The 23611-nt window shown below is 65.3% G+C and carries 21 protein-coding genes; 13 read left to right on the forward strand and 8 right to left on the reverse strand.

What is annotated here, in order from left to right:
* Positions 1-39 precede the first annotated feature (39 nt).
* The 7 genes from LKE06_RS06100 (at position 40) to LKE06_RS06130 (ending at position 7962) form a co-directional block, all read left to right on the forward strand.
* On the forward strand, positions 40-1341 hold the full coding sequence (locus LKE06_RS06100; RefSeq protein ID WP_227997647.1) for an ABC transporter substrate-binding protein: 1302 nt from the start codon (positions 40-42) through the stop codon (positions 1339-1341).
* Positions 1342-1385: 44 nt separating this feature from the next.
* Positions 1386-2429: a carbohydrate ABC transporter permease gene (locus tag LKE06_RS06105; protein WP_372477286.1), complete on the forward strand. Its 1044-nt coding sequence runs from the start codon at positions 1386-1388 to the stop codon at positions 2427-2429.
* Entirely contained in the window at positions 2429-3307 is an 879-nt protein-coding gene (locus LKE06_RS06110; protein WP_227997648.1) for a carbohydrate ABC transporter permease, read from the forward strand. The genes LKE06_RS06105 and LKE06_RS06110 overlap by 1 nt, the downstream gene beginning before the upstream one ends.
* A 152-nt stretch (positions 3308-3459) precedes the next feature.
* Entirely contained in the window at positions 3460-5832 is a 2373-nt protein-coding gene (locus tag LKE06_RS06115) for a transglycosylase domain-containing protein (RefSeq protein ID WP_227997649.1), read from the forward strand.
* 237 nt (positions 5833-6069) lie between these two features.
* Positions 6070-6528, forward strand: a complete 459-nt coding sequence (locus LKE06_RS06120; protein WP_227997650.1) for a GyrI-like domain-containing protein — start codon at positions 6070-6072, stop codon at positions 6526-6528.
* 9 nt (positions 6529-6537) lie between these two features.
* Entirely contained in the window at positions 6538-6963 is a 426-nt protein-coding gene (locus LKE06_RS06125) for a GyrI-like domain-containing protein (RefSeq protein WP_227997651.1), read from the forward strand.
* A 162-nt stretch (positions 6964-7125) separates the two neighbouring features.
* Entirely contained in the window at positions 7126-7962 is an 837-nt protein-coding gene (locus LKE06_RS06130; protein ID WP_227997652.1) for a hypothetical protein, read from the forward strand.
* A 33-nt stretch (positions 7963-7995) separates the two neighbouring features.
* Here LKE06_RS06130 and LKE06_RS06135 read toward each other — a convergent pair whose 3' ends face one another.
* The 5 genes from LKE06_RS06135 to LKE06_RS06155 form a co-directional block, all read right to left on the reverse strand.
* On the reverse strand, positions 7996-8220 hold the full coding sequence (locus LKE06_RS06135; RefSeq protein WP_227997653.1) for a hypothetical protein: 225 nt from the start codon (positions 8218-8220) through the stop codon (positions 7996-7998).
* A gap of 305 nt (positions 8221-8525) precedes the next feature.
* Positions 8526-9617 carry an inositol-3-phosphate synthase gene (locus LKE06_RS06140; protein WP_227997654.1) on the reverse strand — a complete coding sequence of 364 codons (1092 nt, stop codon included), beginning with the start codon at positions 9615-9617 and terminating at the stop codon, positions 8526-8528.
* Positions 9610-10167: a PadR family transcriptional regulator gene (locus LKE06_RS06145; protein WP_227997655.1), complete on the reverse strand. Its 558-nt coding sequence runs from the start codon at positions 10165-10167 to the stop codon at positions 9610-9612. Before LKE06_RS06145 ends, LKE06_RS06140 begins: the two co-directional genes overlap by 8 nt.
* A 125-nt stretch (positions 10168-10292) precedes the next feature.
* Positions 10293-11126, reverse strand: a complete 834-nt coding sequence (locus tag LKE06_RS06150; RefSeq protein WP_227997656.1) for a DUF1707 SHOCT-like domain-containing protein — start codon at positions 11124-11126, stop codon at positions 10293-10295.
* A gap of 7 nt (positions 11127-11133) precedes the next feature.
* Positions 11134-12267 (reverse strand): DUF1707 SHOCT-like domain-containing protein, encoded by a 1134-nt coding sequence (locus tag LKE06_RS06155; protein WP_372477287.1) that lies wholly within the window; start codon positions 12265-12267, stop codon positions 11134-11136.
* Positions 12268-12378: 111 nt separating this feature from the next.
* Here LKE06_RS06155 and LKE06_RS06165 point away from each other — a divergent pair, with 111 nt between their 5' ends.
* From LKE06_RS06165 to LKE06_RS06175, 3 genes are all read left to right on the forward strand, one after another.
* Positions 12379-12798: a DUF5318 domain-containing protein gene (locus LKE06_RS06165; protein WP_227997657.1), complete on the forward strand. Its 420-nt coding sequence runs from the start codon at positions 12379-12381 to the stop codon at positions 12796-12798.
* A 691-nt stretch (positions 12799-13489) separates the two neighbouring features.
* Positions 13490-15694, forward strand: coding sequence for a transglycosylase domain-containing protein (locus tag LKE06_RS06170; RefSeq protein ID WP_227999298.1), 2205 nt, complete (start codon positions 13490-13492; stop codon positions 15692-15694).
* A 29-nt stretch (positions 15695-15723) separates the two neighbouring features.
* Positions 15724-17433 (forward strand): glycosyltransferase family 87 protein, encoded by a 1710-nt coding sequence (locus LKE06_RS06175; RefSeq protein WP_372477347.1) that lies wholly within the window; start codon positions 15724-15726, stop codon positions 17431-17433.
* Positions 17434-17439: 6 nt separating this feature from the next.
* Here the strand turns inward: LKE06_RS06175 and LKE06_RS06180 are convergent, their stop codons facing one another.
* Positions 17440-19062 (reverse strand): TerD family protein, encoded by a 1623-nt coding sequence (locus LKE06_RS06180; RefSeq protein WP_227997658.1) that lies wholly within the window; start codon positions 19060-19062, stop codon positions 17440-17442.
* A gap of 30 nt (positions 19063-19092) precedes the next feature.
* A complete protein-coding gene (locus LKE06_RS06185) occupies positions 19093-20442 on the reverse strand; it encodes a TerD family protein (RefSeq protein WP_227997659.1) in 1350 nt (449 codons plus the stop codon).
* Between the two features lie 171 nt (positions 20443-20613).
* Here LKE06_RS06185 and LKE06_RS06190 point away from each other — a divergent pair, with 171 nt between their 5' ends.
* The 3 genes from LKE06_RS06190 to LKE06_RS06200 are packed head-to-tail and all read left to right on the forward strand — an operon-like array spanning position 20614 to position 22714.
* The gene (locus LKE06_RS06190; protein WP_227997660.1) at positions 20614-21240 is read left to right on the forward strand and encodes an AIM24 family protein; all 627 of its coding nucleotides are present in this window, start codon (positions 20614-20616) and stop codon (positions 21238-21240) included.
* 10 nt (positions 21241-21250) lie between these two features.
* Positions 21251-21946, forward strand: a complete 696-nt coding sequence (locus LKE06_RS06195; RefSeq protein WP_227997661.1) for an AIM24 family protein — start codon at positions 21251-21253, stop codon at positions 21944-21946.
* A 3-nt stretch (positions 21947-21949) separates the two neighbouring features.
* The gene (locus LKE06_RS06200) at positions 21950-22714 is read left to right on the forward strand and encodes an AIM24 family protein (protein ID WP_227997662.1); all 765 of its coding nucleotides are present in this window, start codon (positions 21950-21952) and stop codon (positions 22712-22714) included.
* Between the two features lie 98 nt (positions 22715-22812).
* Here the strand turns inward: LKE06_RS06200 and LKE06_RS06205 are convergent, their stop codons facing one another.
* A complete protein-coding gene (locus LKE06_RS06205; RefSeq protein ID WP_227997663.1) occupies positions 22813-23562 on the reverse strand; it encodes an IclR family transcriptional regulator in 750 nt (249 codons plus the stop codon).
* Positions 23563-23611: the final 49 nt, after the last annotated feature.

The following is a 23611-nucleotide window of genomic DNA, read 5'->3' on the forward strand; positions in this document are numbered from 1 at the left end:
GTGTGCTGCTGCTCACGTCTCGACCATGGAGTGTCCGCAATGGCTTTGAAAAAGGTGTCGTCCCGACGTTCGTCGCTCATGCCGCGAGCGGCGTTGGCCGCCGCTTCGGTGGCGCTGCTGACGGCAACATTCACTGCCTCGTGCTCGAGCGACAGCGGTGGCAGTCCGACCTCCCAGAACCTCAGCGGTCGTGGCCCGATCACCTATGTCGAGGGCAAAGACACCACCGAGACCGGCGCGGTCAAGCAGCTGATCGAACGCTGGAACGCCTCGCACCCCGACGAGCAAGTGACATTCAAGGAGCAGTCGAACGACGCCTCCCAGCAGTACGACGACCTGGTCGAGCACATGCGCTCCAAGCAGTCGGACTACGACGTGTTCGCTATGGACGTGCCATGGACCGCCGAGTTCGCCGCCAAGGGCTGGATCCAGCCGCTCAAGGACAACTTCTCCATCGACACCTCGACCCTGCTCTCGCCGCCGGTAGCCAGCGCCACCTACAACAACGTGCTCTACGCCGCGCCCCGCAACACCAACGGCGGTTTGCTGTTCTACCGCAAGGACCTGGTGCCCAACGCGCCGAAGACCTGGACCGAGATGCTCGCCCAGTGCGCGACCGCCAAGCAGAACAACATCGGCTGCTACGCGGGTCAGCTCGCGCCCTACGAGGGTCTGACGGTGAACACCGCCGAGGTGATCAACGCCTTCGGCGGCACCTTCGTCGGCGCCGACGGCAAAACCCCGACGGTCAACAGCCCACAGTCCCGCGCCGGGCTCGAGCAGCTGGTGAGCGCCTACAAGAACGGCGATATCCCCAAGGAAGCGATCACCTTCAAGGAACCCGAGAGCGGCGCCGCCTTCACCCAGGGCAAGCTGATGTTCCTGCGCGGCTGGCCCTCGACCTATGGTGACGCCGGCTCCGAAGCTTCCGTGGTGAAGGACAAATTCGCGGTCGCGCCACTGCCCGGCGAGAACGGTGTCGGCGCCTCGACGCTCGGCGGCTACAACGCGGCAATTAGCGCGTTCTCCAAGAACAAGGCCACCTCGCTCGACTTCCTGCGCTTCCTGATCAGCGAAGATGCTCAGCACATCGTCGCCGCAGGCGCGCTGCCGTCGGTGCGCGCGTCGATGTATGACGACCCGGCGCTCATCGCGAAGATGCCGTACCTGCCCGCACTCAAGGATTCGATCTCCAGCGCGGTGCCCCGCCCGGTGACCCCGTTCTACCCGGCGGTGTCGAAGGCCATCCAGGACAACGCTTATGCTGCGTTGAACGGAAACAAGTCCGTCGACGACGCGATCACCGGTATGCAAAAGGGCATCGAGACGGCCGGATCGTAGCTCTGGTTGCAGCGGACCCGACGAGCCCGTAGGAGAGAGAAACGGTGTCGGATCCTTCGGGAACGGCCACACTCGTGTCGAACGATGGCGATCAGGCGGAGCAATCCGCCACGCCGAACAAGCACGGCTTTGGTTCGACGGTGGCAAGGGAAATACGACGTTCCGGTAGGGCATGGCTTTTCGTCACGCCGGTACTGATCACCCTGGCGGTGATCATCGGCTATCCGGTATTCCGCGCAGTCTGGATGTCATTTCAGAAGGACTCCGGGCTCGATCCGGCGACCGGAATGTTCGTGGAGGGCGGCAGTGCGGGCATCTCCAACTACACGCACTGGCTGGCGCAACAATGCCAGATGCCAACCGGCGAGATGGTTTCCTGCCCGACTGGCAACCTCGGTTCACAATTCTGGCTCGCGATCGGTGTCACGCTGTTCCTCACCGTTGTCACGGTGACCCTCGAGGTCACCTTCGGCCTCGGCATGGCGATGGTGATGGGCAAGACGTTCCGTGGCCGGGCCCTGCTACGTGCCGCGGTGCTGATTCCGTGGGCGATTCCGACCGCCGTGACCGCGCGGCTGTGGGAGTTCATGTTCCAGTACGACGGGGTGGTCAACCGGGTGCTCGGCACGGGCATTCTGTGGACCTCCGACGAGTGGCCCGCGCGATTCGCGGTGATCGCCGCCGACGTATGGAAGACCACGCCGTTCATGGCGTTGCTGCTGCTGGCCGGACTACAGGTGATCCCATCGGATGTGTACGAGGCCGCGCGGGTCGACGGCGCGTCGGCGTGGCAGCGATTCACCAACATCACACTGCCGCTGCTGAAGCCGGCACTGCTGGTCGCGGTGCTGTTCCGCACCATGGACGCGTTGCGCATGTACGACCTGCCCGCGATCATGACCAACAACAATCCGGCGACCCGCACCATCTCGATTCTGGTGGTCGACCAGGTTCGCCAGGGCCCCAATAGCGCCGCCGCGCTGTCGACGATCACCTTCCTGTTGATCTTCGCGGTCGCGTTCCTGTTGGTAAAGGTCTTGGGCGCCAACGCGGTCCGGACCCAGGAACAGCAGCGGGAGGCGCACTGATGGCGACCGTGACTACCGAAAAGTCTGCCGCGCAAAACATTCCGTGGACAAAACGACTCGGCTCGGTCCGGCTCTACCTCGGTGCGTTCATCGTGCTGGTGTGGGGGTTGGCCCCGTTCTATTGGATGGCGGTCACCGCGTTCCGCGACGCGGACTACACCTTCGACAACACCCCGTGGCCGACGCACGTCACGCTGGAGAACTTCCGCAACGCCTTCGACACCAGCCGCGGCAACGACTTCGGTAAGGCGCTGATCAACAGTGTCATCATCGGCACGGCCACCACTGTGGTCGCACTCGTGGTCGGCGTGCTCGCCGCCTACGCGCTGGCCCGACTCACCTTCAAGGGCAAGTACCTGGTGTCGGGGCTGATACTGAGCGCATCGATGTTCCCGGTGGTCGTGCTGGTCACGCCGCTGTTCCAGCTGTTCACCAATCTCGGCTGGATCGGCCAATACCAGGCGATGATCATCCCGAACATTTCGTTCGTGCTGCCGATGACCGTCTATATCCTCGCCTCGTTCTTCGCCGAACTGCCATGGGAGCTCGAGGAGGCCGCGCGCATCGACGGCGCGACCAAGCTGCAGGCGTTCCGGCTGGTAATGCTGCCGCTGGCCGCGCCAGCGGTATTCACCACCGCCATTCTCGCGTTCATCGCCGCGGTCAACGAATACCTATTGGCGCGTTTGCTTTCCAGCGGCAAGACCGAACCGGTGACCGTCGCGATCGCGCGCTTCTCCGGCAACAATCCGCTAGTGCAGCCATACGCCGCCATTATGGCCGCGGGCACGATAGTGACCATTCCGCTGGTGATCATGGTGCTGCTGTTCCAGCGCCGCATCATCTCCGGTCTTACGGCGGGCGGCGTCAAGAGCTGAACCCGGCCGAGAGCTCCCCGCACGACGGTTTTCCGCCTTAACCCGGTGATACGAACGCGGGCCGATTCGACGCGTTAGAGTCGAGTTCGTCGAAAGACCCGGTTTCCGATCGTTGGCAATGCAGGTGAGTTTGACCGACGCTCCGGGAGGAGATGATCGTGAGCTCGTTCGGCAGGTGGCGAAAACGCGGTGGCCCTCGGCGCGATAGGCAGCGCAAAGCCTCCGCCCCCTATGCCTCTGTCGCCGGATGGAACGAGCGGGTAACCACCTCGGCGAGCAAGCGCACCACCCGGTTCACGAATTCGCGCCGCGCCGCGCGAGTGTTGCGGGCCAAGAACCGCGCAGCGCAGGTAGCCGACCCCAACGCTCGGCCGCGACGCAGTCGCGGCCAGCGATTCCGTCGCCTGGTGCTCGCGCTGTTCATCATCTTCGTCGTGGTGCCCTCGGTGTTGTTCGTCCTCGCCTACTGGAGTGCCGAGATTCCCGATCCGGACTCGATGCAGACCAATCAGATCGCCACCATCCTCGCCTCGGATGGCACCACCGTTGTCGCCAAGGTCATTCCGCCCGAGGGCAATCGGATTCCGGTACCCCTCAGTGACGTGCCGCAGCAGGTACGCAACGCGGTTCTCTCGGCCGAAGATCGCAATTTCTACACCAACCCCGGCTACTCGACCAGCGGTTTCCTACGAGCGGCCCGCGACAACCTGCTCGGGCGCGACGACGCGGGTGGCGGTTCCACCATCACCCAGCAGTACGTGAAAAACGCGTTCCTCGGCTCCGAGCGCACCCCGACCAGGAAAATGCGCGAGCTGGTTATCGCCGCGAAGATGGCACGGCAGTGGAGTAAGGACGACATTCTCGCCGCCTACCTGAACACCATTTACTACGGCCGGGGCACCTACGGCATCGAGGCGGCCGCGAAGGCGTATTTCGACAAGCCGGTGCCGAGCCTGAGCCTGGCCGAGGGCGCGGTACTCGCCGCGGTGGTCCGCAGCCCGTCGATCCTGGCCCCGGAAACCCACCTCACCGAGCTGAAGGATCGTTGGAAGTACGTGCTCAACGGCATGGTCGAGATGGGGGTGCTGGCGCCGGGCGATCGCGACGCGACGGCCTTTCCTTCGATCATCCCGCTCACCGCGCTGCCCGACGAAAACGTCGCCCGCGGCCCCGAGGGGCTGATCCGGGCACAGGTGGTTCGGGAACTGCGCGATTCCGGGATCAGTGAACAGGAACTCAATAGCGGCGCGCTACAGATCACCAGCACCATCGACGCGCGTGCCCAGCAGTCCGCCGTCAGCGCGGTCCACGACCGGCTCGATCCGCAGCCGCCGCAGCTGCGCAGCGCGGTGGTCTCGATCGACCCGCGTTCCGGTGCGGTGCGCGCCTACTACGGCGGCAACGACGGCCTCGGTTTCGACTTCGCGCAGGCGCCGTTGCAGACCGGGTCGGCGTTCAAGGTCTTCGCGGTGATCGCCGCACTGCAGCAGAACATTCCGCTCTCGCGCACGTTCGACAGTTCCCCGGTGGTCGATCGCGGAACCACCATTACCAATGTCGACGGTGAGTCGTGCGGCAACTGCAGCATCGCCGAGGCACTGAAGCGCTCACTCAACACCAGCTTCTACCGGCTGACGACCTCGATGTTCGATGGTCCGCAGGCGATCGCCGACGCGGCCCATCAGGCCGGCATCCCGGAGCACATCCCCGGCGTCGCGGGCATCACCCTCACCGAGGACGGCGCACCGCCGTACAACGGAATCGTGTTGGGGCAATATCAGGTTCGGCCCATCGATATGGCGTCGGCCTACGCGACGATCGCCAATTCCGGCGTCTATCACCAGCCGTATTTCGTGCAGCGAGTGGTGACCGGCGACGGGCGGGTGCTGCTGGATCGCGGCGCGCCCGAGGAGCGGGTCGGCAAACAGCTGCCGCCGGGGCAGCATCGTATCCCCGCCGCGATCGCCGACAAGACCACCCAGGCGATGACGCCCATCGCCGGGTACTCCAACGGCCACAACCTGTCCGAGGGCCGCCCGTCGGCCGCCAAGACCGGCACCACCCAACTCGGCGAAACGCAGCAGAACAAGGATGCCTGGACGATCGGCTTCACCCCGTCGCTGTCGACCGCGGTATGGATCGGCACCGAACAGCCGCAGCCGATCCATACCGCGCGCGGCGGCGACATCTACGGTTCGGGGCTGCCCGCCGATATCTGGAAGCAGACGATGGACGGCGCGCTGGAGGGGTCGCCGGTCGAACAGTTCGCCGGGACGCCGACGGCACCCGAGGTCGGCAAACCCTCCGGTGGGCCCTACGACATCCTGAACCCGCCGAAGAGCCCGCCACCGCCACAAGCACCGGTCATCGTGATCCCGCCTGCGCCCGCCACAACTGCTCCGGCTCCGGCTCCGGCTCCACCGCCCGCTCCGCCCGCGCCCGAGCCACCGGCACCACCAGCACCACCGCCGCCGCCGACTCAGATCGAGATATTTCCCGGATTGAGCATCCCGGTGCCCGGATAGAGGCAGATGTGCGACCACTACCACCCAAGGAACCGATGACATGGCAGCATCGTTTCTACACAGAGAGCCAAAAGCGAGGGTGGCAACACCGGCCGCGAGATCAATGCGGAAGGATAAGTGCTCGAACAACGACGACGCGGCAAGAGCGACAGGCCGGTGGACATCAGCCTGCCAGGCCACGCCTACGCCCGGGAGCGCCGCGAATTGAAGACAAACTAAGACATAGGGGCTACGCCGGTGGATTTCAATGTCGTTGACCGTCCCGAGACGCTGGTGGCGGGAACAGTACTTCGCAGCCCAGCGCTCGCGGTCGAAGGACCGCGCCGCACCAGGGTCGAAGAAGCGTGGAAGCGCAATCTGGCTCGCTCGCTGCCCGGGCCGCCGACGACCGCGTATGTCGACCACGCACCCGAAATCAACTCTTATCTCACCCATATCGTCGGCTACCGCTGCCGCGCCCTCGCCGACCTGCTGCCGGGTGATGTGCTGGCGCGGGTGCCCGCGGGCCGGTTCGCCCGTTTCACCGCGAGCGGCGACAACCTCGGTGACACCATCGTCAGCATTTGGCGCGCCGTGTGGGACGCGGAGGCCGCCGGACGATTCGTGCGCGCCTACACGGGGGATTCGGAGCACTATCCGGACGCGCGCACCGTCGAAGTCTTCGTGGCACTGGCAACCGATCAGGTCGACGAGTAGGAACAGGCTGTGGACTTCGAGATAGTCACATTGGACGAGAGCCTCGTCGCCGGGCTAACCGTGCCGCTAGTCGGGCGCGAGGTGGCCGCACGCGACCTGGACCTGGTGAATTTCACCTGGGACCGCTACCTCGCGCGGGAGAAGTCGGCGCCGCGTGTCGCCGCGTACATCGGCCAGAACGATCACGCCGTCGCGGTGCTCGGCTACGAGGTCGGCTCGATGGACGACATGGACGCGGGCGACGTGGTGACCCGCGTCCCGAACGGTCGCTACGCGAAATTCGTTGTCTCCGATAAGCCCTACGATCTGCTGCGCACCGCATGGGCCCAGGTCCGCAAGGCCGAGAGCGCGGGCACCATCACTCGCTCCCACACAGCCGAAATCGAGCGCTACACCGGCCCGACCTCCGTCGAGGTCTACGTCTCGCTGGACTGACCCCGACGGACCTCCGATTCCGCTAACTGTCAAGCGGCGGAGCGTTCCGTCGGTGTGGCGGCGAATTGTCCGAAGGCCCTGGTAGATCGAAGGTTTGGCGGGTTTGCGGGCAGTGGCAAGAGCTGGCCGAGCATCTTGTTGGACTTCGGTTAGCATGCATCCATGTCATTGGATCCGACTGCTGGTTCTCCGGCACAGCGATTGACCGAGCTGGCTCGCAGCGCGGCGGAGCTGCTCCGAGTGAACGGGCTCGCCTGGGGGCCGGCGGTGGCCACCGGCACTCAACTCACCTTCGGTGGCGCGCTCGCCAGGACAGCAGAGGTCCCAGGGGATGCGTACATCGTCGAGGATGTGTTCTCGTGGTGCTCGGGGCGCGGGTCGGTGCTGCCGAACGCGTTCGCCCCTGGTGCTGAGGAGGCTCACGTCGATTATCTTGCGCGGCTCGAGATCACCGACGCCCACTTACTCGATCAGTTCGGCACCGGCTGGGAACAGGTGCTCGACCTGAACACCGAGATCAACTCGATCCCGTTCGAGACGTGGTTTTCCCGTGCCGCGATGCTCATACCGGTGGATACCGAGCAACGCAATCACGCCTGGGCGGCCGTACGCGACCATACACAGCAGCAGGGGCGGTATCGGCAATGGCGAGACACCATCGAACTGGCCACCCTCTATTTCCAGACCTGCCTGAGCTCCCCTGACCAGGGTCGCCCCGCGGACCCGCACGCATTTGCGGCAGCCCAAACGATCGGTCGAGACGCCATGGCGGTCATCGCCCTCGGTGAACGCGCCCCCGACGCCACGCTCACCGCGCACCTGGACCGGCTGATCGCGCCGTGGCACGCGCTGGCCGGATCGGAGGACGACCGGATCGCCTACGCCGCAGCCGCCCGACAGTCCGGCGCCATCGCCAGCGATCTACCGGCACCTGACTCCTACGACCCCGAACTCGACGACTACGACCTCAGTCTGGAAGACGCTGTCATCGATGACTGATTACCGATAGACCCGTCCGATTTCGCTGAAGAGTCAAGCCGCAGCGGGTTCGGGCGGCTGAGCGAGGGGTCGGCCGAATGCTTTGAGCGGGTCGTAGGACTGGCCGGCTCGCAGGCAGTGGTAGAGCTGGGAGCGTCGCAGCCCTTCGTCGGACACACGCACATATCTGGCGAGGCTGCGCACCGATGTGTGCCCTGACAGCTTCATCAACACCTCCTCGGCGCGCGCCGAGGATTCATACAGCAGATGCCACAACACACGACACAGTTTCGCAGCAAGATCGAGCCCTCGCAGCTAACCAAAGCACAGGCACCCAACTGAGCACAGAATTAGCCGGTGCCGCACGAGCCCCCCCATACGCACCCACTCGCCACGACAACAGCTTCCGAGCGAAGCGAGATCGAGCACTAAAGTTCGCGGCCGGCTCGCGTCCGAGGGGCAAATGCGACTTTTGCGACGAAGTCGCGAGCATTTGCCCCTCGGACGCGAGCCATAGGGGCCGCGAACACGCCGCGCCAGCGGCCAAAAATCAAGCCCTGCGAGGCCACCGCACCACCAACCAACTACTCCCCCCCGATAATGAACGCCTCCAACTGATTACGAGCAACATCATCCGCCAGCTGCTTAGGCGGCGACTTCATCAGGTAGGCCGAAGCCGGAAGCACCGGTCCACCGACGCCACGATCGAGGGCGATCTTGGCCGCGCGCACGGCGTCGATGATGATGCCCGCGGAGTTGGGCGAGTCCCACACCTCGAGCTTGTATTCCAGGTTCAGCGGCACATCACCGAAGGCGCGGCCTTCGAGCCGGACGTAGGCCCATTTGCGGTCGTCGAGCCAGCCGACGTGATCGGACGGGCCGATGTGCACGTCGCCCGCGCCGAGTTCCTTCTTCAGGTTGCTGGTGACGGCCTGAGTCTTGGAGATCTTCTTCGACTCGAGGCGCTCGCGCTCCAGCATGTTCTTGAAGTCCATATTGCCGCCGACATTCAGCTGCATGGTGCGGTCGAGCTGCACGCCGCGGTCCTCGAACAGCTTCGCCATCACACGGTGGGTGATGGTCGCGCCGACCTGACTCTTGATGTCGTCGCCGACGATCGGGACGCCGGCTTCGGTGAACTTGGCGGCCCATTCCGGGTCGGAGGCGATGAACACCGGCAGCGCGTTGACGAACGCGACGCCCGCGTCGATGGCGCACTGGGCGTAGAACTTGTCGGCCTGCTCGGAGCCAACCGGCAGGTAGGACACCAGGACGTCGACCTTGTTGTCCTTCAGCGCCTTGACCACGTCGACCGGCTCGGCCTCGGACAGTTCGATGGTCTCGGCGTAGTACTTGCCGATGCCGTCGAGAGTCGGACCGCGCTGCACGACAACATCGCTCGGCGGTACGTCGGAGATCTTGATGGTGTTGTTCTCGCTGGCGAAGATCGCCTCGGACAGATCGAAGCCGACCTTCTTCGCGTCGACGTCGAACGCGGCGACGAATTTGACATCGCGGACGTGGTACTTGCCGAATCGGACGTGCATGAGGCCGGGCACGGTCGCGGATTCGTCGGCGTCCTTGTAGTACTGCACGCCCTGGACCAAGGAAGAAGCGCAGTTGCCCACGCCCACGATGGCCACGCGAACTGTGTCAGCCTGGTTCGTTTCAGTCATGGCCGATGTTTCCCTCTTTCTGTGGTGCCGCATTCGTCGATTGCTCCGCGGCAATCAATTCGTTGAGCCAGCGCACTTCGCGCTCGCTTGATTCCAGACCGAGTTGGTGCAGCTGCCGGGTGTAGCGATCCAGCGACCCGCTGGCCTTCTTGATCGCCTCCCGTAGTCCCTCTCGGCGCTCCTCGACTTGCCTGCGCCTGCCTTCCAGAATCCGCATCCGCGCTTCCGCGGGGGTGCGGCTGAAAAATGCCAGGTGGACGCCAAAGCCGTCATCGGTGTAGTTCTGCGGTCCGGTGTCGGCGAGGAGTTCGGTGAACCGCTCCCGCCCTTCCGGTGTCAGTTGGTAGACCCGCCGCGCGCGGCGCATTGTGACGCCCGCGGCGTTTTCCTCCGCGATCAACCCGTCGGTCTGCATTCGGCGCAGCGTCGGGTAGAGCGACCCGTAGGAGAAGGCCCGAAACGGCCCGAGCAAACCCGTCAGCCGTTTGCGTAGCTCGTACCCGTGCATGGGCGATTCCAGGAGCAGCCCGAGGATTGCCAATTCGAGCATCGGGCTTCACCTCCTGACATGTTTTACAGACCTAACCGCTGGATGCGACTTCTCACTATATCGGAGCGATATAACCATAGACAGACTACCGCGATAGACACAGCATTTGCGCAGGTGCGAGAGTTTCAGCTAGGCACAGAGACCCGCAAGGGTTCCCCGGTGGAGGTCGTGACGAGGATTCCTGAGGCGCCCGCTTGGTTTTTGGTAGAAATTTCGACGGTCGGGCCCGCGTCGGCGGCGGAGTCGGATTCGAACTCGATTTCGACCAGGCTTATCGCACCGTCGGATACCTTCGTCGACTGCGGCGCACCGGCCAGCAACCCGGCGAGCGCGGGGAGATTCAAGGCGGTGAGATCGAAGGAACGCACTGTCTGTTCCCGCCCCGTGCTGATGGTCGGATCGTCGAAATCTCCGTCGTAGTGATAGCGGGCGGTCGCGGTCGGGTCGCCCGTCACCGCACGAGAGAACGTCACAGAATCGGGATACAGGGTGACCGCATCGACCGTGGTATCGCCGAATTGGGCACGATATTCGGCGATGAAGTACGCCATACCCGCGCCGGTGGTGAGCACCGGGACGTTTTCGGAAGATTTGGCGTGGCCCGACGATGCCTTCGAGGCCGACGGCGCCGCGGCATTCGTGATTCCCCGGGTTATCCCGCCGACCGCGGCCCCGGTCACCGCCGCCGCGACAACGACAGCCAACGGCGCCAGCCAGCGTCGCGGTTGACGACGATCGACACGCACTACGGGGGCATCCACCAGATCGTCCGGAATCTGTAGATCACCGAAGACCGCGTCCAGCTCGCCGAAGGTCTTGGCGCGCATAGCCGCCGCGGTTCGGGAGGCGTGTTCGTCACCGGTGAGCTGACCATCCGCCAGCGCCGCGTCGAGTAGTCCGCAAACATCCGCACGGTCGGTGTCGCGGGCTCGTATTCCGCTGTAGCGGGTTGCTGCCATTGCTCGGTTACCCTTCGAACGGCCAGGCATGCAGTACCTCGCCCGACGGTGTCAGCATTACGTGGCCCCCCTCGTTGAACTTGTTGCTCGCGAAAATCTCGACGAACCAGTCGTTCCTGGCAACGCCGTAATGGCTGTATGTGCCGGTATCGTCCACCTCGAGGCGCATATGCGTGACCGCCCCATCCGGTACTCGAAGTAGCGCGACCGCACCGGCCCGCGCGTCGGAAATGGCGGCGATATTCAGGGTGGCCAGATCGACGACGGGTCGATCGGCCCGGCGGGTGGTAATCGTGCCGCGCTGTTTGAATCCACCTCGATACTCGTAGTCGACCTGGCGATTCGGCTGGCCGGGCACCATTCGGGTGATGTTGGCGTCCTCATCGAAAATCGTCAGCTCGTCGGCTTGCAGATCGCCGAACTTCTCTTGGTAGCGCTGTAGGAACAGCGTAAGTCCGTCGCGGGTAAGCAGATTCGGTGTCGCCACGACCACCGGTCGCACGGGCTCGAGGTCGGGCACCGGCGGTGCGACCGGCGCGGGCGCGGCGGCCGGCGTTGGCGGCGGTTCGGGCTGCGTGGTTCGGCTGGTCGCGCCGAACGCGATAACAGCAGCGCACGCCGCGGCGGCGGCAACGCCGATCCGAAACCAACGATGGCGATTCGAGTGCGGCGGTTGCGGCAGGGACGACGCATCCGGCGGCCGCTGCAGATCATCGACCAACTCGGCCAGCTCACCAAGCGTCTTGGCTTCCGCGGCGAGTTCGGTGAGGGCCTGGTGTTCGTCTTCGGTCAGTTGGCCGTCACGACGGGCGATATCCAGCAGCACGATCGTTGTGACCCGATCGCGCTCACGCGCCCGAGTGTGATGGGAGTAACCATCGGCAGTCTTGGCGCGGCGCAATGGGTTACGCGGCGGCGCAGGCGGCGCTGGCACCAAATCGCGTACCGCCGTTGGCACTTGCAGATCGCCGACAACGCGCTCCAGCTCGCCGAGGGTCTTCGCCGCTGTGGCCTGCGCCGTTCTATCGTGATACTCGTCCGCGCCGAGTTGTCCCTCGGCATAGGCGGCATCCAGCACGCTGCAGGTATTAGCGCGGTCGAGGTCACGCGCACGCGTGCGCCCTGATGCTGCTGTGGACACCCGCCGAATAATAGCCTCCGAGGCCGACGTCGCTGTTCAGCCAGTGTTACCAGCCGGTCAATCCGTCCCGGCCCGGCGCGGCGCATTTGCATCACCGCTACTCTGGTTCTCGTGCGAATTCAGCGGCAAGTGGTCGACTATGCGCTACGGCGCCGGTCGCTGCTGGCTGACGTCTATGCGGGCCGTGTCGATGTCGCCGAGGTATGTGATGCCAACCCCTACCTACTGCGCGCGGCGAAGTTCCACGGTCGGGGGAGCGAGGTCACATGCCCTATCTGCCGGAAAGAACAGCTCACGCTCGTATCCTGGGTCTACGGCGACGGCCTTGGACAGATGGCTGGTTCGGCTCGCACACCGGAGGAATTGATACGCCTCGCCGAGACTCGGGAGGAGTTCTCGGTTCATGTCGTCGAGGTATGCCGCAGCTGCAGCTGGAATCATCTGGTGCAGTCGTATGTGCTCGGAACCGCTCCGGCGCCCCCGCGCCGTCGCACAGGTTCCCGAGCCAACCGACGTACCGCAGCCGAATAATAATCCTGGTCATCCGCCCGTCGGGTGACATGCGGTGCCCGCGCGGGTCCGCCGCGGTGCATACGACCGCACCGAGCCACGCAGACCATTACGAGTTATGGAGATCTTGTCAGTGAATTCGCCCTACGAGACTTCCCCCTACGGCGACGAACCGCACGGCGGCCGCACTCAGCGCAGTTCACAACCTCCGTATCCGAATCAACGTCCGTCCGGTCCCCCGCCCGGACCCCGGCCCGGCCCGCCGCAGGGCGGACCGCGACCGCAGCCGCAGGGTGGACCGCGTGCCGGTGACCCGCGTGGCCCGCAGCCGCCGCGTCGTCCCGGACCACCCCAGCAGCGACCGCCGCAGGGCCGTCCCCAGCCCGGTGGCGCACCCAATCCCGTCCAGCCGACCCAGCGCATCCGGCGCGAAGGCGAAGCCGATAGACGACCCGGCTCGCTGACCGAGGCGGTCGCCGAACGCAACCGTCGATCATCGGCGACCGGTTCGCGCCCCGTGACCGGTCCCCGTCCGGCCACCGATCGGTCCCGTCAGGGCGCGGGCACCACCGGTGAGCGCCGGGCGACGCGATCCGCGGGCGGACCGCCGAGCGGTCCGCCACCGCGCCGCGGTGGTGGCAGTGGTGGTGGAGACGGCGGGTCCGATGGCCCTGGCAAGCGGCCGGGCGCGAAGAAGAAGTCGCCGTGGCGGATCGTGCGCCGGACCATCTATGTCCTGCTGGCACTGGCCATCGTGGTGCCGAGTGCGGTCTTCCTGGTGGCCTACTCGACCGTCTCGGTGCCGAAGCCGGGCGATCTGGAGACCAAACAGGTCGCGACGATCTACGCCGCCGACGGCACCTCGGTGCTCACCAAGGTCGTGCCGCCCGAAGGCAACCGCACCGACGTGACCATCGATCAAATTCCGCCGCATGTGCGCAACGCGGTGATCGCGGCGGAGGACCGGGATTTCTACACCAACCCCGGCTTCTCTATCTCGGGTTTCGCGCGTGCCGCGAGGGACAACGTCCTCGGTAAGGAAAGCGCGGGCGGTGGCTCCACGATCACCCAGCAGTATGTGAAAAACGCGCTGGTCGGTGACGAACACTCACTCACGCGCAAGATGCACGAGTTGGTCATCTCGGCGAAGATGGCGCGGCAGTGGAGCAAGGATGAGATCCTCGCCGCCTACCTGAACACCATCTACTTCGGCCGTGGCGCCTACGGCATCGACGCCGCCGCGAAGGCGTATTTCGGTAAGCCGGTGCAGGAACTGACGATCGCTGAGGGCGCGGTGCTGGCCGCGACGATCCAGCAGCCCTCGGGCCTCGATCCGGAAAAGAACCCGAACGGCGCGAAGACCCGCTGGAGTTATGTGCTCGACGGCATGGTCGCCGGTGGCAATCTGAAACCGGAAGAACGCCAGAGCCAGCAGTTCCCGCAGGTGGTTCCGGTAGCGTCGACCAACGACAAGAGCCTCGACACCGGCCCGGAGGGCTTGATCAAGAATCAGGTACTCGAGGAGATGGCGGCCGCCGGCATCAGCGAGCAACAGTTGAACACCGCCGGACTGCAGATCACCACAACCATCGACCCGCAGGCGCAGCAGGCAGCCGTCGAGGCCGCCAACAAGACGATGGACGGTGAGCCCGACCAACTGCGCACCTCGGTGGTCTCGGTGGATCCACGCAGCGGCGCGGTCCGGGCCTACTTCGGCGGTAACGACGGGCAGGGCTACGACTTCGCGAATGCCGGTCTGCAGCCGGGTTCGTCGTTCAAGGTGTTCGGTCTCGCAGAGAATCTCGAGCTCGGCATCCCGCTGTCGCAGATGTATGACAGCTCGCCGATCACCGTCAACGGCATCAAGATCACCAACGTCGAGGGCGAGTCCTGCGGCACGTGCACCATCGCCGAGGCACTGAAGCGGTCACTGAACACCAGCTTCTACCGCATGCAGATGGATATGCAGAACGGACCGCAGAAGATCGCCGACATGGCGCACAAGCTCGGCATCCCGGAGGAAATTCCAGGTGTCGGTAAGTCGCTGACAGAACCGGACGGCTCCGGTCCGAACAACGGCATCGTGCTCGGCCAGTACCAGGCCAGGGCGCTCGATATGGCCTCGGCCTACGCGACGCTCGCGGCGTCGGGTATGTATCACGCACCCCACTTCGTGGAGAAGGTCGTGACCGCGGACGGTCAGGTGCTGCTCGACCGCGGCCAGGTGGCCGGCGAGCGGCGTGTCTCGGAGGCGGTCGCCGACAACGCGACCGCGGCGATGAAGCCGATCGCGGCCTGGTCGCGCAACCACAACCTGGCCGGTGGCCGTGAGTCGGCGGCCAAGACCGGTACTGCCCAGCTCGGCGACACCGGCGAGAACAAGGACGCCTGGATGGTCGGCTACACCCCGTCGCTCTCGACCGCGGTGTGGGTCGGCTCCATCGACAACTCGCCGCTGCGGAACTACAGCGGCGGCATGATCTACGGCTCCGGTCTGCCATCTGATATCTGGAAGGCCACCATGGACGGTGCCCTGCAGGGCACCACCAACGAGACCTTCCCGAAACCGGCCCCGATCAAGGGGCAGGCGGGTGTGCCGGAGTGGAGTGCGCCCTACACCGCACCCTCGACCAGCGAGTCGCCACTGCTGCCGCCGGTGCAGGTGGTGCCGAGCCAAGTGGAGATCCTGCCCGGTATCACGATCCCGGTGCCCGGGATCCAGCCGCAGCCACAGCAGCAGCGACAGCAGCAGCAACAACAACAACAACCGGAGTCGGGCGCGGGGCCGCTGCCAGGGCAGCCGATGGCGACCGAGGGTTCCTCGCCCTCTGCCACCGGATCGCCGCGCGCCAATGGCGGAAACTCGACTGACCAAGGTGAGGGAGCGAACGGAGCCCAGCCCACACGCTCCCGGTAACGTCACTATTCGTGACCGATCAGCAACTGGTGGACGAGGCGACGATTGGGAATGCGCCGCAGTCCGGCGGGGGGCAGGCCGGTGGGACCAACTACACCGCCCCTGCCCCGCTCGCACCGGATCTGCGATCGGCCGACGGCCGGGACAAGCCCAGCCGCAATGATTCTCTGACCGCACAGCTGTGCACCACGATCGGTGGACCGGTCGGTGATCACGCGCTGATCGGCCGGGTGCGGTTCTGGACGCCGATGCGGGTGCTACTCGCCATCGCGCTGGTATTCCTCGCCCTCGGCTGGACCAGCAAGGCACCGTGCATCCAGCAGACCACCGCGGCCGACGGCTCACTCACCCTGGACTGGAACAACGGCCGCCAATACGTGGCGATGTGCTACTCGGACACCGTGCCGCTGTACGGCGCCGAGCGATTGAACGAGGGCGCGTTCCCCTATAAGAAGTCGTGGACAGAACAGTCACCCGATGGCAAGGGCACCGAGACCAGGTACATGGAGTATCCGGTGCTTTCGGGCCTGTACCAGTACGTCTCGATGGAGATCGCGAAAACCTGGGACACCTTGCCGCTGCCGGGCGCGCTTCAGGTGGTGATCTACTTCAATGTCATCGCCGTGGGTTTGGCGATGGCGTGGCTGATCACGGTGTGGGCGTCGGCGAAACTGGCCGGGCGCCGGATCTGGGATGCGGCGATCATCGCGTGTTCCCCGCTGGTGATCGTGCACGCTTTCACCAATTTCGATGCGCTGGCAACGGCTTTCGCGGCCACCGGCCTGCTCGCGTGGGCCCGCAGGCGACCGATGCTCGCCGGGGTACTGCTGGGTCTCGGCGGTGCCGCGAAGCTGTATCCATTGTTGCTGCTCGGACCGATTGTGGTGCTGTGCCTGCGCACCGACCCGATGCACCGGGTCCTGAGCGCGCACATCAGCGTCCAAGCCCGCGAGATCAATAGCTGGCCGAAACTGCGCACCTGGGTACGCGAACGCCTGGGGTTGCTCGAGGCACGCCCGCTCGGGGCCGCCGCCGTCGCGGTCGCCGCGGCGCTGGGTACCTGGCTGGCGGTGAACCTGCCGATCGCACTGCTGTACCCGAGCGGCTGGCGAGAGTTCTTCCGGCTCAACACCGCCCGGCATGCCGACCCGGATTCGATCTACAACGTGATCACCTCGTTCACCGGCTGGCCCGGCTTCGACGGCGATATCGACCACACCCAGCAGCCGACCATCCTCAACCTGGTATCGCTGCTCGTGTTCGTCGGCGCGTGCTTGCTGATCGGCTACATCGCGCTCACCGCTCCACGCCGCCCCCGGCTCGCCCAGCTGTGCTTCCTCGTTGTCGCGGCGTTCCTGCTGACGAACAAGGTGTGGAGCCCGCAGTATTCGCTGTGGCTGGTTCCGCTCGCCGCGCTGGCGCTGCCGCACCGGCGAATCCTCTTGGCCTGGATGACGATCGACGCGCTGGTCTGGGTGCCGCGAATGTTCTACTATCTCGGCCTCGACAACAAGGGCCTGCCCGAACAGTGGTTCACCGGAACGGTCATCCTGCGCGATCTCGCCGTGATCGCGCTGTGCGCCTTGATCGTTCGCCAGATCTACCGGCCCGAGGAAGACCTGGTACGCCGCGACTTCGTCGATGACCCGGTCGGCGGCATCGTCGATCGAGCACCCGACCCGCTGCTGGCCTGGCTGCCCGAACTGCTGCGGCCACGGGTTGCGCTGGCCCGCAACTGAACCGGATCAGTGGTTGGTACGCAGGTATCGTGCCTGCCGCTGCGGTTCCTGCGGTAGCAGATCAAGATCCAGCTGCCACGGGCTGCCGGTCCACGGATCGAACAGCGGGGTGCTCTCAATAGTCGGCAGGTGCCTGCAGGATTGCGACAGTGTCGCAACCGCCGGGTCGGTGGAATCGGATTCGTCGGTGCCGACGATCATGGTGGACAGCCCGATCAGGTCGCCACGGATCATCAGTGATCCGATCCGGGCCGCGTCGGCTGCCTGATATCCATGCGGAAAGTCCGCGGCGAGTAGTACGCGATGCTCGGCCGGTGGCGTGAAAACTCCACTGTTGTAGGCCATCTCGGCCAGTTCGGCGGCATCGACCAGGGCTTGCAGACGTGCCGAAATATCGGAGTGATCGGTGATCGGCGGACCGTTGAGCACCGGGGCCAGCGGGTCGACGAGTCCGCGGAAGGCTCCGGTCAGGTCGATCATATCGACGAGCACCCGCCGATCGGGGTCGGCCGCGAGTAGCCGGGCGAGCAGCGCACCGACGACAGGTGCTGCCGCACTGGAGGATTCGGTGTCGATCCACAGCGGTCGATGCAGTGGTATCGGCACGCAGTAGGGCACCCGCAGCTCGCCGCGCTCGGCAGCGTACAGCTCACCCAGCCGAATGCCATCGCTCGGTATCGGCGGCCCGTCCCATGCCGGTGAGTCCCAGGATGCCAACGACGGCGGCAGCAGCCGATCCGCCTCGGCGAGTTCACTGATCAGCTGCCCGCTGTCACGCCGATGGCTTTCCTCGGCGGTGACGATGAGCTCGTCGCTGCGGCGTTGCGCGGCCTGACGCGCCGCGTCGGCGTCCGGGGTGTTCCGGGTGGCGGGATCCGATACCGCCGTGGACAATTCGTTGTCCAGCCGCTGCGCGGCGTAGTCACGGGCCGAGATGAGCGCGGCGGCGGAGCGTGCGGCGTCCTCGAAGATCATCCACAACCGGTTGAGCCCGTGTGCGACCTCGAGTGGTTGCGGATCGGCGGCGTCGGCGGGCCGACCGGTCGTGAGACCTTGGCCGCTGGAATGCCCTGGCGCGCTGTAGGTTCCAGCGCTATAGCCACCGCCCGGTGCGACACCCGCTGCCGAACCGGCGTTATCCGGCGCCTCGTCGACCTCGACGCCGTGCGCGTTCAACAGCACCGTGAGTCCGCCCGCGTATCCCTGGCCGACCGCACGCAGCTTCCACCCGGCGCCGCGTCGATACACCTCCATACAGATCAGCGCGGTTTCCCCGGCAGCGGGGGTGATCGCGAATTCTGCTGTGGCCACGTCTTTTTCGAATAGGCTCGCACTCACCGCGCCGAGACCGCCCGACTGGGCGAGCACAGTCGGATCCACGCTGACGACCAGTAGCACCGCATTCGCGTCGGCTCGCACGTCGGCGAGACGCACGGTCACTCCGTCCTGAGCCAGCGTCACCCCCGGCGCGACGGGCTGGTTGTAGAACACGAAGTCCTCGGCGCCGGAAGCCCGCAGGTTCGCCGCCACCACCAGCGCCGAAACATCGAGGGCTGCACCAGCTTTCGCGATGAACCGCACTACATCGCCGGTCAGCGGGATATTCTGACCGGCCTTCAGTTGAATCACGTTGTCTACCCGCTGTCCCCGCCCGATCGCTTACTTGGCCCCGAGGAACCGGCCGAGCTGCGGAACCGCCTCACCGGGATGTTTGGCTTGGAAGCCCTCGCCGAGCGCCTCCATCTTCCAGTCGCTGCCGACGCGGTAGACCATCGCCATCGCCATCGCGGTGAACCGCATGCCGCCGGCCATGGTGTACCTGGCCAGCTCCGCGCTATTGGTGCCGTCGACCAGGCGGCAGAACGCATTCTGAATCTGCTCGAAGGTATGGCCCTTGTAGGAGGTCACCATGAACAGCAGGCTGGTGACGTGCGCCGGAATCCGGGTCAGATCGACCAGGATCACCTCGTCATCGCCTTCGCCCTCGCCGGTGAGGTTGTCGCCCTGATGCCGGATCGAGCCATCTTTCGAGGTCAGCTGCCCGTAATACGCGACATCGACAATGTTCATCTCGGCGAACATCGCGACCGACGCGTCGAGGTCGACATCGACGGTCCGGTTACCGAACATGCCACGGCTTCGCACTGGGTCCCACCCGAGGCCCATCTTGACGAAGGTCAGTGCGGCCCCACCTTCCTTGCGCAGCGTGACCCGTTGCCCCTTTTGCAGGCTGACCGGGCGATCCTTGCTCAGGCTGATCTCGGCGGGCGCCTGCTGCGGCGCGGCCTGCTGGGTGGGCGGCGGATATCCCTGCCCAACCGCGGGCGGCGGCGGATAGCCGGCGGCAGGCGGCGGATAGCCGGGTCCCGGCGGCGGCGGGTAGCCCGATCCCGGCGGCGCGGCCTGCGGAGCCTGCTGGGTCGGGTAGGCGGGCGTGGTCGGCGGCGGGTAGTTCGGCGGCTGAGCCGGGTAGGCGGGCGGCTGTGGTGCCGCGGCGGTGCCAGTGGCGGGCGCCTCGTCGACGGTCACGCCGTGATCGGTCACCAATGCCTCGAATCCGCCCGCGTACCCCTGCCCGACCGCGCGCACCTTCCATGCGCCCTGTCTCCGGTACAGCTCCAGCGCGATCACGATCGACTCGCTCTGCAAACCATCGATCTGGTACTCGTACAACCGATTACCGGCCGAATCCGACACGATCGCGGTTGGCGCGGGAAACCGGCCGAAGCTGCTGTTCGCATCGTCGAGGGTGATCACCGCGCGGATCTGCTCGATATCGGCGGGCACCCCGTTCAGCGAAACCGCCAGCGACGCGGGCTGCCCGGGCAATAGGTTCACTCCGGGGCCACTCGGCTGGTTGAAGAAGACGAAATCCGCGTCGGAGCGAACCTTGCCCCGCTCGGTGACCAGCAACGCGGACAGATCCGCTGGTGCTGTGAGCTGGATGGAGATCACCACATCGTTGGTGGCCAGTGGGCCATTCTGGCCCTTGGCGAGTGTTGCGGACAAGGTCGACCCTTCGCTTGTCGGTGCGTACGGTTGCCACTCTACGAGAAACGCACCGGCCTGTGCCCGCAGGCGCCTCGGCAGGCGCGAGCACATCGGTTAAGGTGACCGCACGCAGGTGGAATGTGGCAACCAAACCCATGTTCCCGATCCCGACGGCAGGCAAACCCTCATATGGCGCAACTGTTCGAGCACTCGAAAAAGGTGATCGAAGCCCACCTGGTCGGCACGAGTATTCGGGCGATTTCCGGGTCGATGATCGCCTACGAAGGAAATGTGCAGTTCAAAACGGCCGGATTCGGCGGTGGTGACGGTGTGCTCGCCGGGCTCAAGCGCCGTGCCACCGGCGAGAAACTGTCGCTGATGGAATGCAATGGGCACGGCCGCGTCTTCTTCGCGGTCAACGGCCAGCACGTCACGGTTGTCGATCTCGCCGACGAAACGCTGCAGGTCGAATCGCAACAACTGCTTGCCTTCGCCGGAAATCTGCGCACCGACGTGCGTTTCGCGGGAGTCGGGAGCGGTGCTGCCACCGGCGCCGGACTTTTCACCACCACCGTCACCGGTCAAGGTCAGGTCGCGCTGCTGTCGGCGGGCGGGCCACTGATTCATCTCGAAGTGTCGCCGCAGTATCCGCTGGTCGTCGATCCGGATGCTTTCGTCGCCGCGCACGGCAATATCAATCATTCGTTCGTCACCGATGTTTCGTGGCGCAGCTTCGTCGGACAGGACGCGGGCGAGGCGTTTTCGCTGCGGTGGGATGGCCAGGGCGTCGTATTGATCCAGCCGGCCGAACGGTAAGGGGCGGGAGTTGTTCGAAAAGGTCAACGACAAGGTCGTGAAGGTCGATGTCGGCGGGTCGGGCGGCGTGGTGGCGCGAAACGGCGCGATGCTGTTCTATACCGGCGATGTTTCGTTTGCGCCGCACCAGATTCCGGGCGGTCAGGGCATGGGTGGCGGCGGTGGGTTGATGCGAATGGCCGGCCGCGTGATGGCCGATGAGCATGAGCGAACCATGCTGGCGCAGGGCACCGGGGAGGTGCATTACGGATTCGCCGGACTGGAAGTGCATGTGGTCCAGATGCAGCCCGGGGCGACATTGCGGGTGGAAGGATCTCGGCTGCTGGCCAATACCGCCGGATTGCAGAGTTCGGTTGTGTCCGTGATGAGTTCGGGTGGCGGCAGCAGCGGCGGCCTGATGGGTGCGCTGCGCGGTGCCGCGTCCGGCGCGCTGACCGGGCAGGGCTTGTTCACCACACAGTTGTCGGGCCATGGTGCGGCGGTCTTGCTCGGGCACGGCGGATTTCTGGAACTTCAAGTGGGCGGACCGAATCCGATCGTGGTCGATCCGCAGGCGTTCGTCGCCGCGTACGGAAATGTGCAAACCGAGCTGAAGACGGCGGTCAGCTGGCGCGACGCGGTGGGCCGCGGTTCCGGCGAAGCCATGCAATTGCAGTGCACCGGACAGGGTGTCGTGTACGCGCAAGCATCCGAGGAGAAGTTGTAGTCGATGACCGATATCCTCAATCCCGCGAAACTCGGTGATAGCGACAATATTCCGGGCAATAGCTACGCGTACTGCATCGACCTGAACAAGCCATGGTTCATGCGTAAGGGGGCGATGATCGCCTATTACGGCGATATGCGCTTCCAGATGCTGACCCATGGCCTGCAGGGCGGGCTACTGCACATGGTGTCGCAACAGTTTTCGGCGCCGCTTTTCACCAGCGACTATGTGGTCGCCGAGGGGAGCGGAAAGCTGATCATCGGCGACCGCGGTTACGACATCAATTCCTACGACCTCGAAGACAACGGCAACCTCACCATCCGCGCCGCGAACCTGCTCGCGTTCGAACCGGGCCTGTCGTTGAACCAGTCCATCGTCCCCGGGTTTCTGACCCTCATTGGCACCGGCAAGTTCCTCGCCTCCTCCAACGGCCCGGTGATCTTCGCCGAACCACCACTGCGCGTAGACCCGGAATCCCTTGTCGGCTGGGCGGATTGCCCAGCCCCGAGTCATCACTATGACCAGCGCTGGGTCACCGATTTCCTCTCGGCGGGCGCCGCTCGATTCGGCGTGAACTCCGGCGAGGAACGTCAGTTCGATTTCACCGGCGCCGGAACGGTTTTGATCCAATCCAGCGAAAAGCTGCTCAGCGATTCCGCGCTCGTGCGCACCATCGAGGGCCAACTACAAAGCGGCATGACCGTCGGCGGTCTGCAACGCCTACATGGCGTCATCGCCCAGCAATTGAGCAGTCAGCAACACGGCTGATCACGGAATTCCCGGCACATTTCGACGCGCGAGGCTGCTTCCCGCAATTTGCCGCCGCCGGTGATCGTCGCGGATATGGAAGTGCCGGTGGGGAGCGGTCATTTGGCCCGTCCGGCCGGCCAACGCGCGGAGCCCAGTTCGCGGGAGATGGTGCGGGCAGTGGTCCGGACGGCCTCAACGGTCGCGTCATCGGCGGGCCAGTCGGGAGTGGGGATGACGACGCCTACCGCGCCGACGGCGTCGCCGGAACGGTCGAAAATCGCTCCGGCTACGCAAGATTCGCCGAGCACCGCCTCGTCGCATTCGTAGGCGAGACCTGATGCGGCCACCGTGCGCAGGTGTTCGCGGAAGCCTTCGGGCGAGGTGATTGTTTCGCCTGTCATGCTGCGCAGCGGGTTGTCGTAGTCGACAGGGGGCAGGAAAGCCAGCACTGCTTTGCCTAAAGCACTTGCATGGGAAGGAATTTCGATTCCCACCTCGGGCATTTGACGGCTGCCGTCCGGGCGAGGCTCGTGGTGGATGATGACCACGTCATCACCGAAGAGCACCCCGACCCGCACGGCGAGCCCGGTGGTTCTGGCTAGTTCGTGCGACCAAGTCAGGGCCCTCGCGCGCAGGTCGAGCGTGTCGAGATAGACGTTGCCAAGGCGCAATACGGCCGGACCGAGCTGATAGCGCCCGCCGCCGTGTTCCTGGACGACGACACCATGGGCAGCCAGCGTGCGGACGATGCCATGCACCGTTGTCGCCGCGAGCCCGAGTTCCGCCGCGAGTTCGGACAGGGTCATTCGGCGCGCGCCCTGCAGCGCGAACAGTATGCGAACGGCTCGGTCGACCGACTGGATCACGCGACTTCCTCCATCAGATCTCCCACCAACTCTTGTGACCTACGCAACA

Source organism: Nocardia australiensis (assembly GCF_020733705.1).
GTDB lineage: Bacteria > Actinomycetota > Actinomycetes > Mycobacteriales > Mycobacteriaceae > Nocardia > Nocardia australiensis.

Bases quoted from the DNA above. Each gene is read 5' to 3' on its own strand.
- LKE06_RS06100 (WP_227997647.1), top strand. From the start codon at position 40: ATGGCTTTGAAAAAGGTGTCGTCCCGACGTTCGTCGCTCATGCCGCGA.
- LKE06_RS06110 (WP_227997648.1), top strand. From the start codon at position 2,429: ATGGCGACCGTGACTACCGAAAAGTCTGCCGCGCAAAACATTCCGTGG.
- LKE06_RS06115 (WP_227997649.1), top strand. From the start codon at position 3,460: ATGATCGTGAGCTCGTTCGGCAGGTGGCGAAAACGCGGTGGCCCTCGG.
- LKE06_RS06130 (WP_227997652.1), top strand. From the start codon at position 7,126: ATGTCATTGGATCCGACTGCTGGTTCTCCGGCACAGCGATTGACCGAG.
- LKE06_RS06140 (WP_227997654.1), bottom strand. From the start codon at position 9,617: ATGACTGAAACGAACCAGGCTGACACAGTTCGCGTGGCCATCGTGGGC.
- LKE06_RS06145 (WP_227997655.1), bottom strand. From the start codon at position 10,167: ATGCTCGAATTGGCAATCCTCGGGCTGCTCCTGGAATCGCCCATGCAC.
- LKE06_RS06150 (WP_227997656.1), bottom strand. From the start codon at position 11,126: ATGGCAGCAACCCGCTACAGCGGAATACGAGCCCGCGACACCGACCGT.
- LKE06_RS06190 (WP_227997660.1), top strand. From the start codon at position 20,614: ATGGCGCAACTGTTCGAGCACTCGAAAAAGGTGATCGAAGCCCACCTG.
- LKE06_RS06200 (WP_227997662.1), top strand. From the start codon at position 21,950: ATGACCGATATCCTCAATCCCGCGAAACTCGGTGATAGCGACAATATT.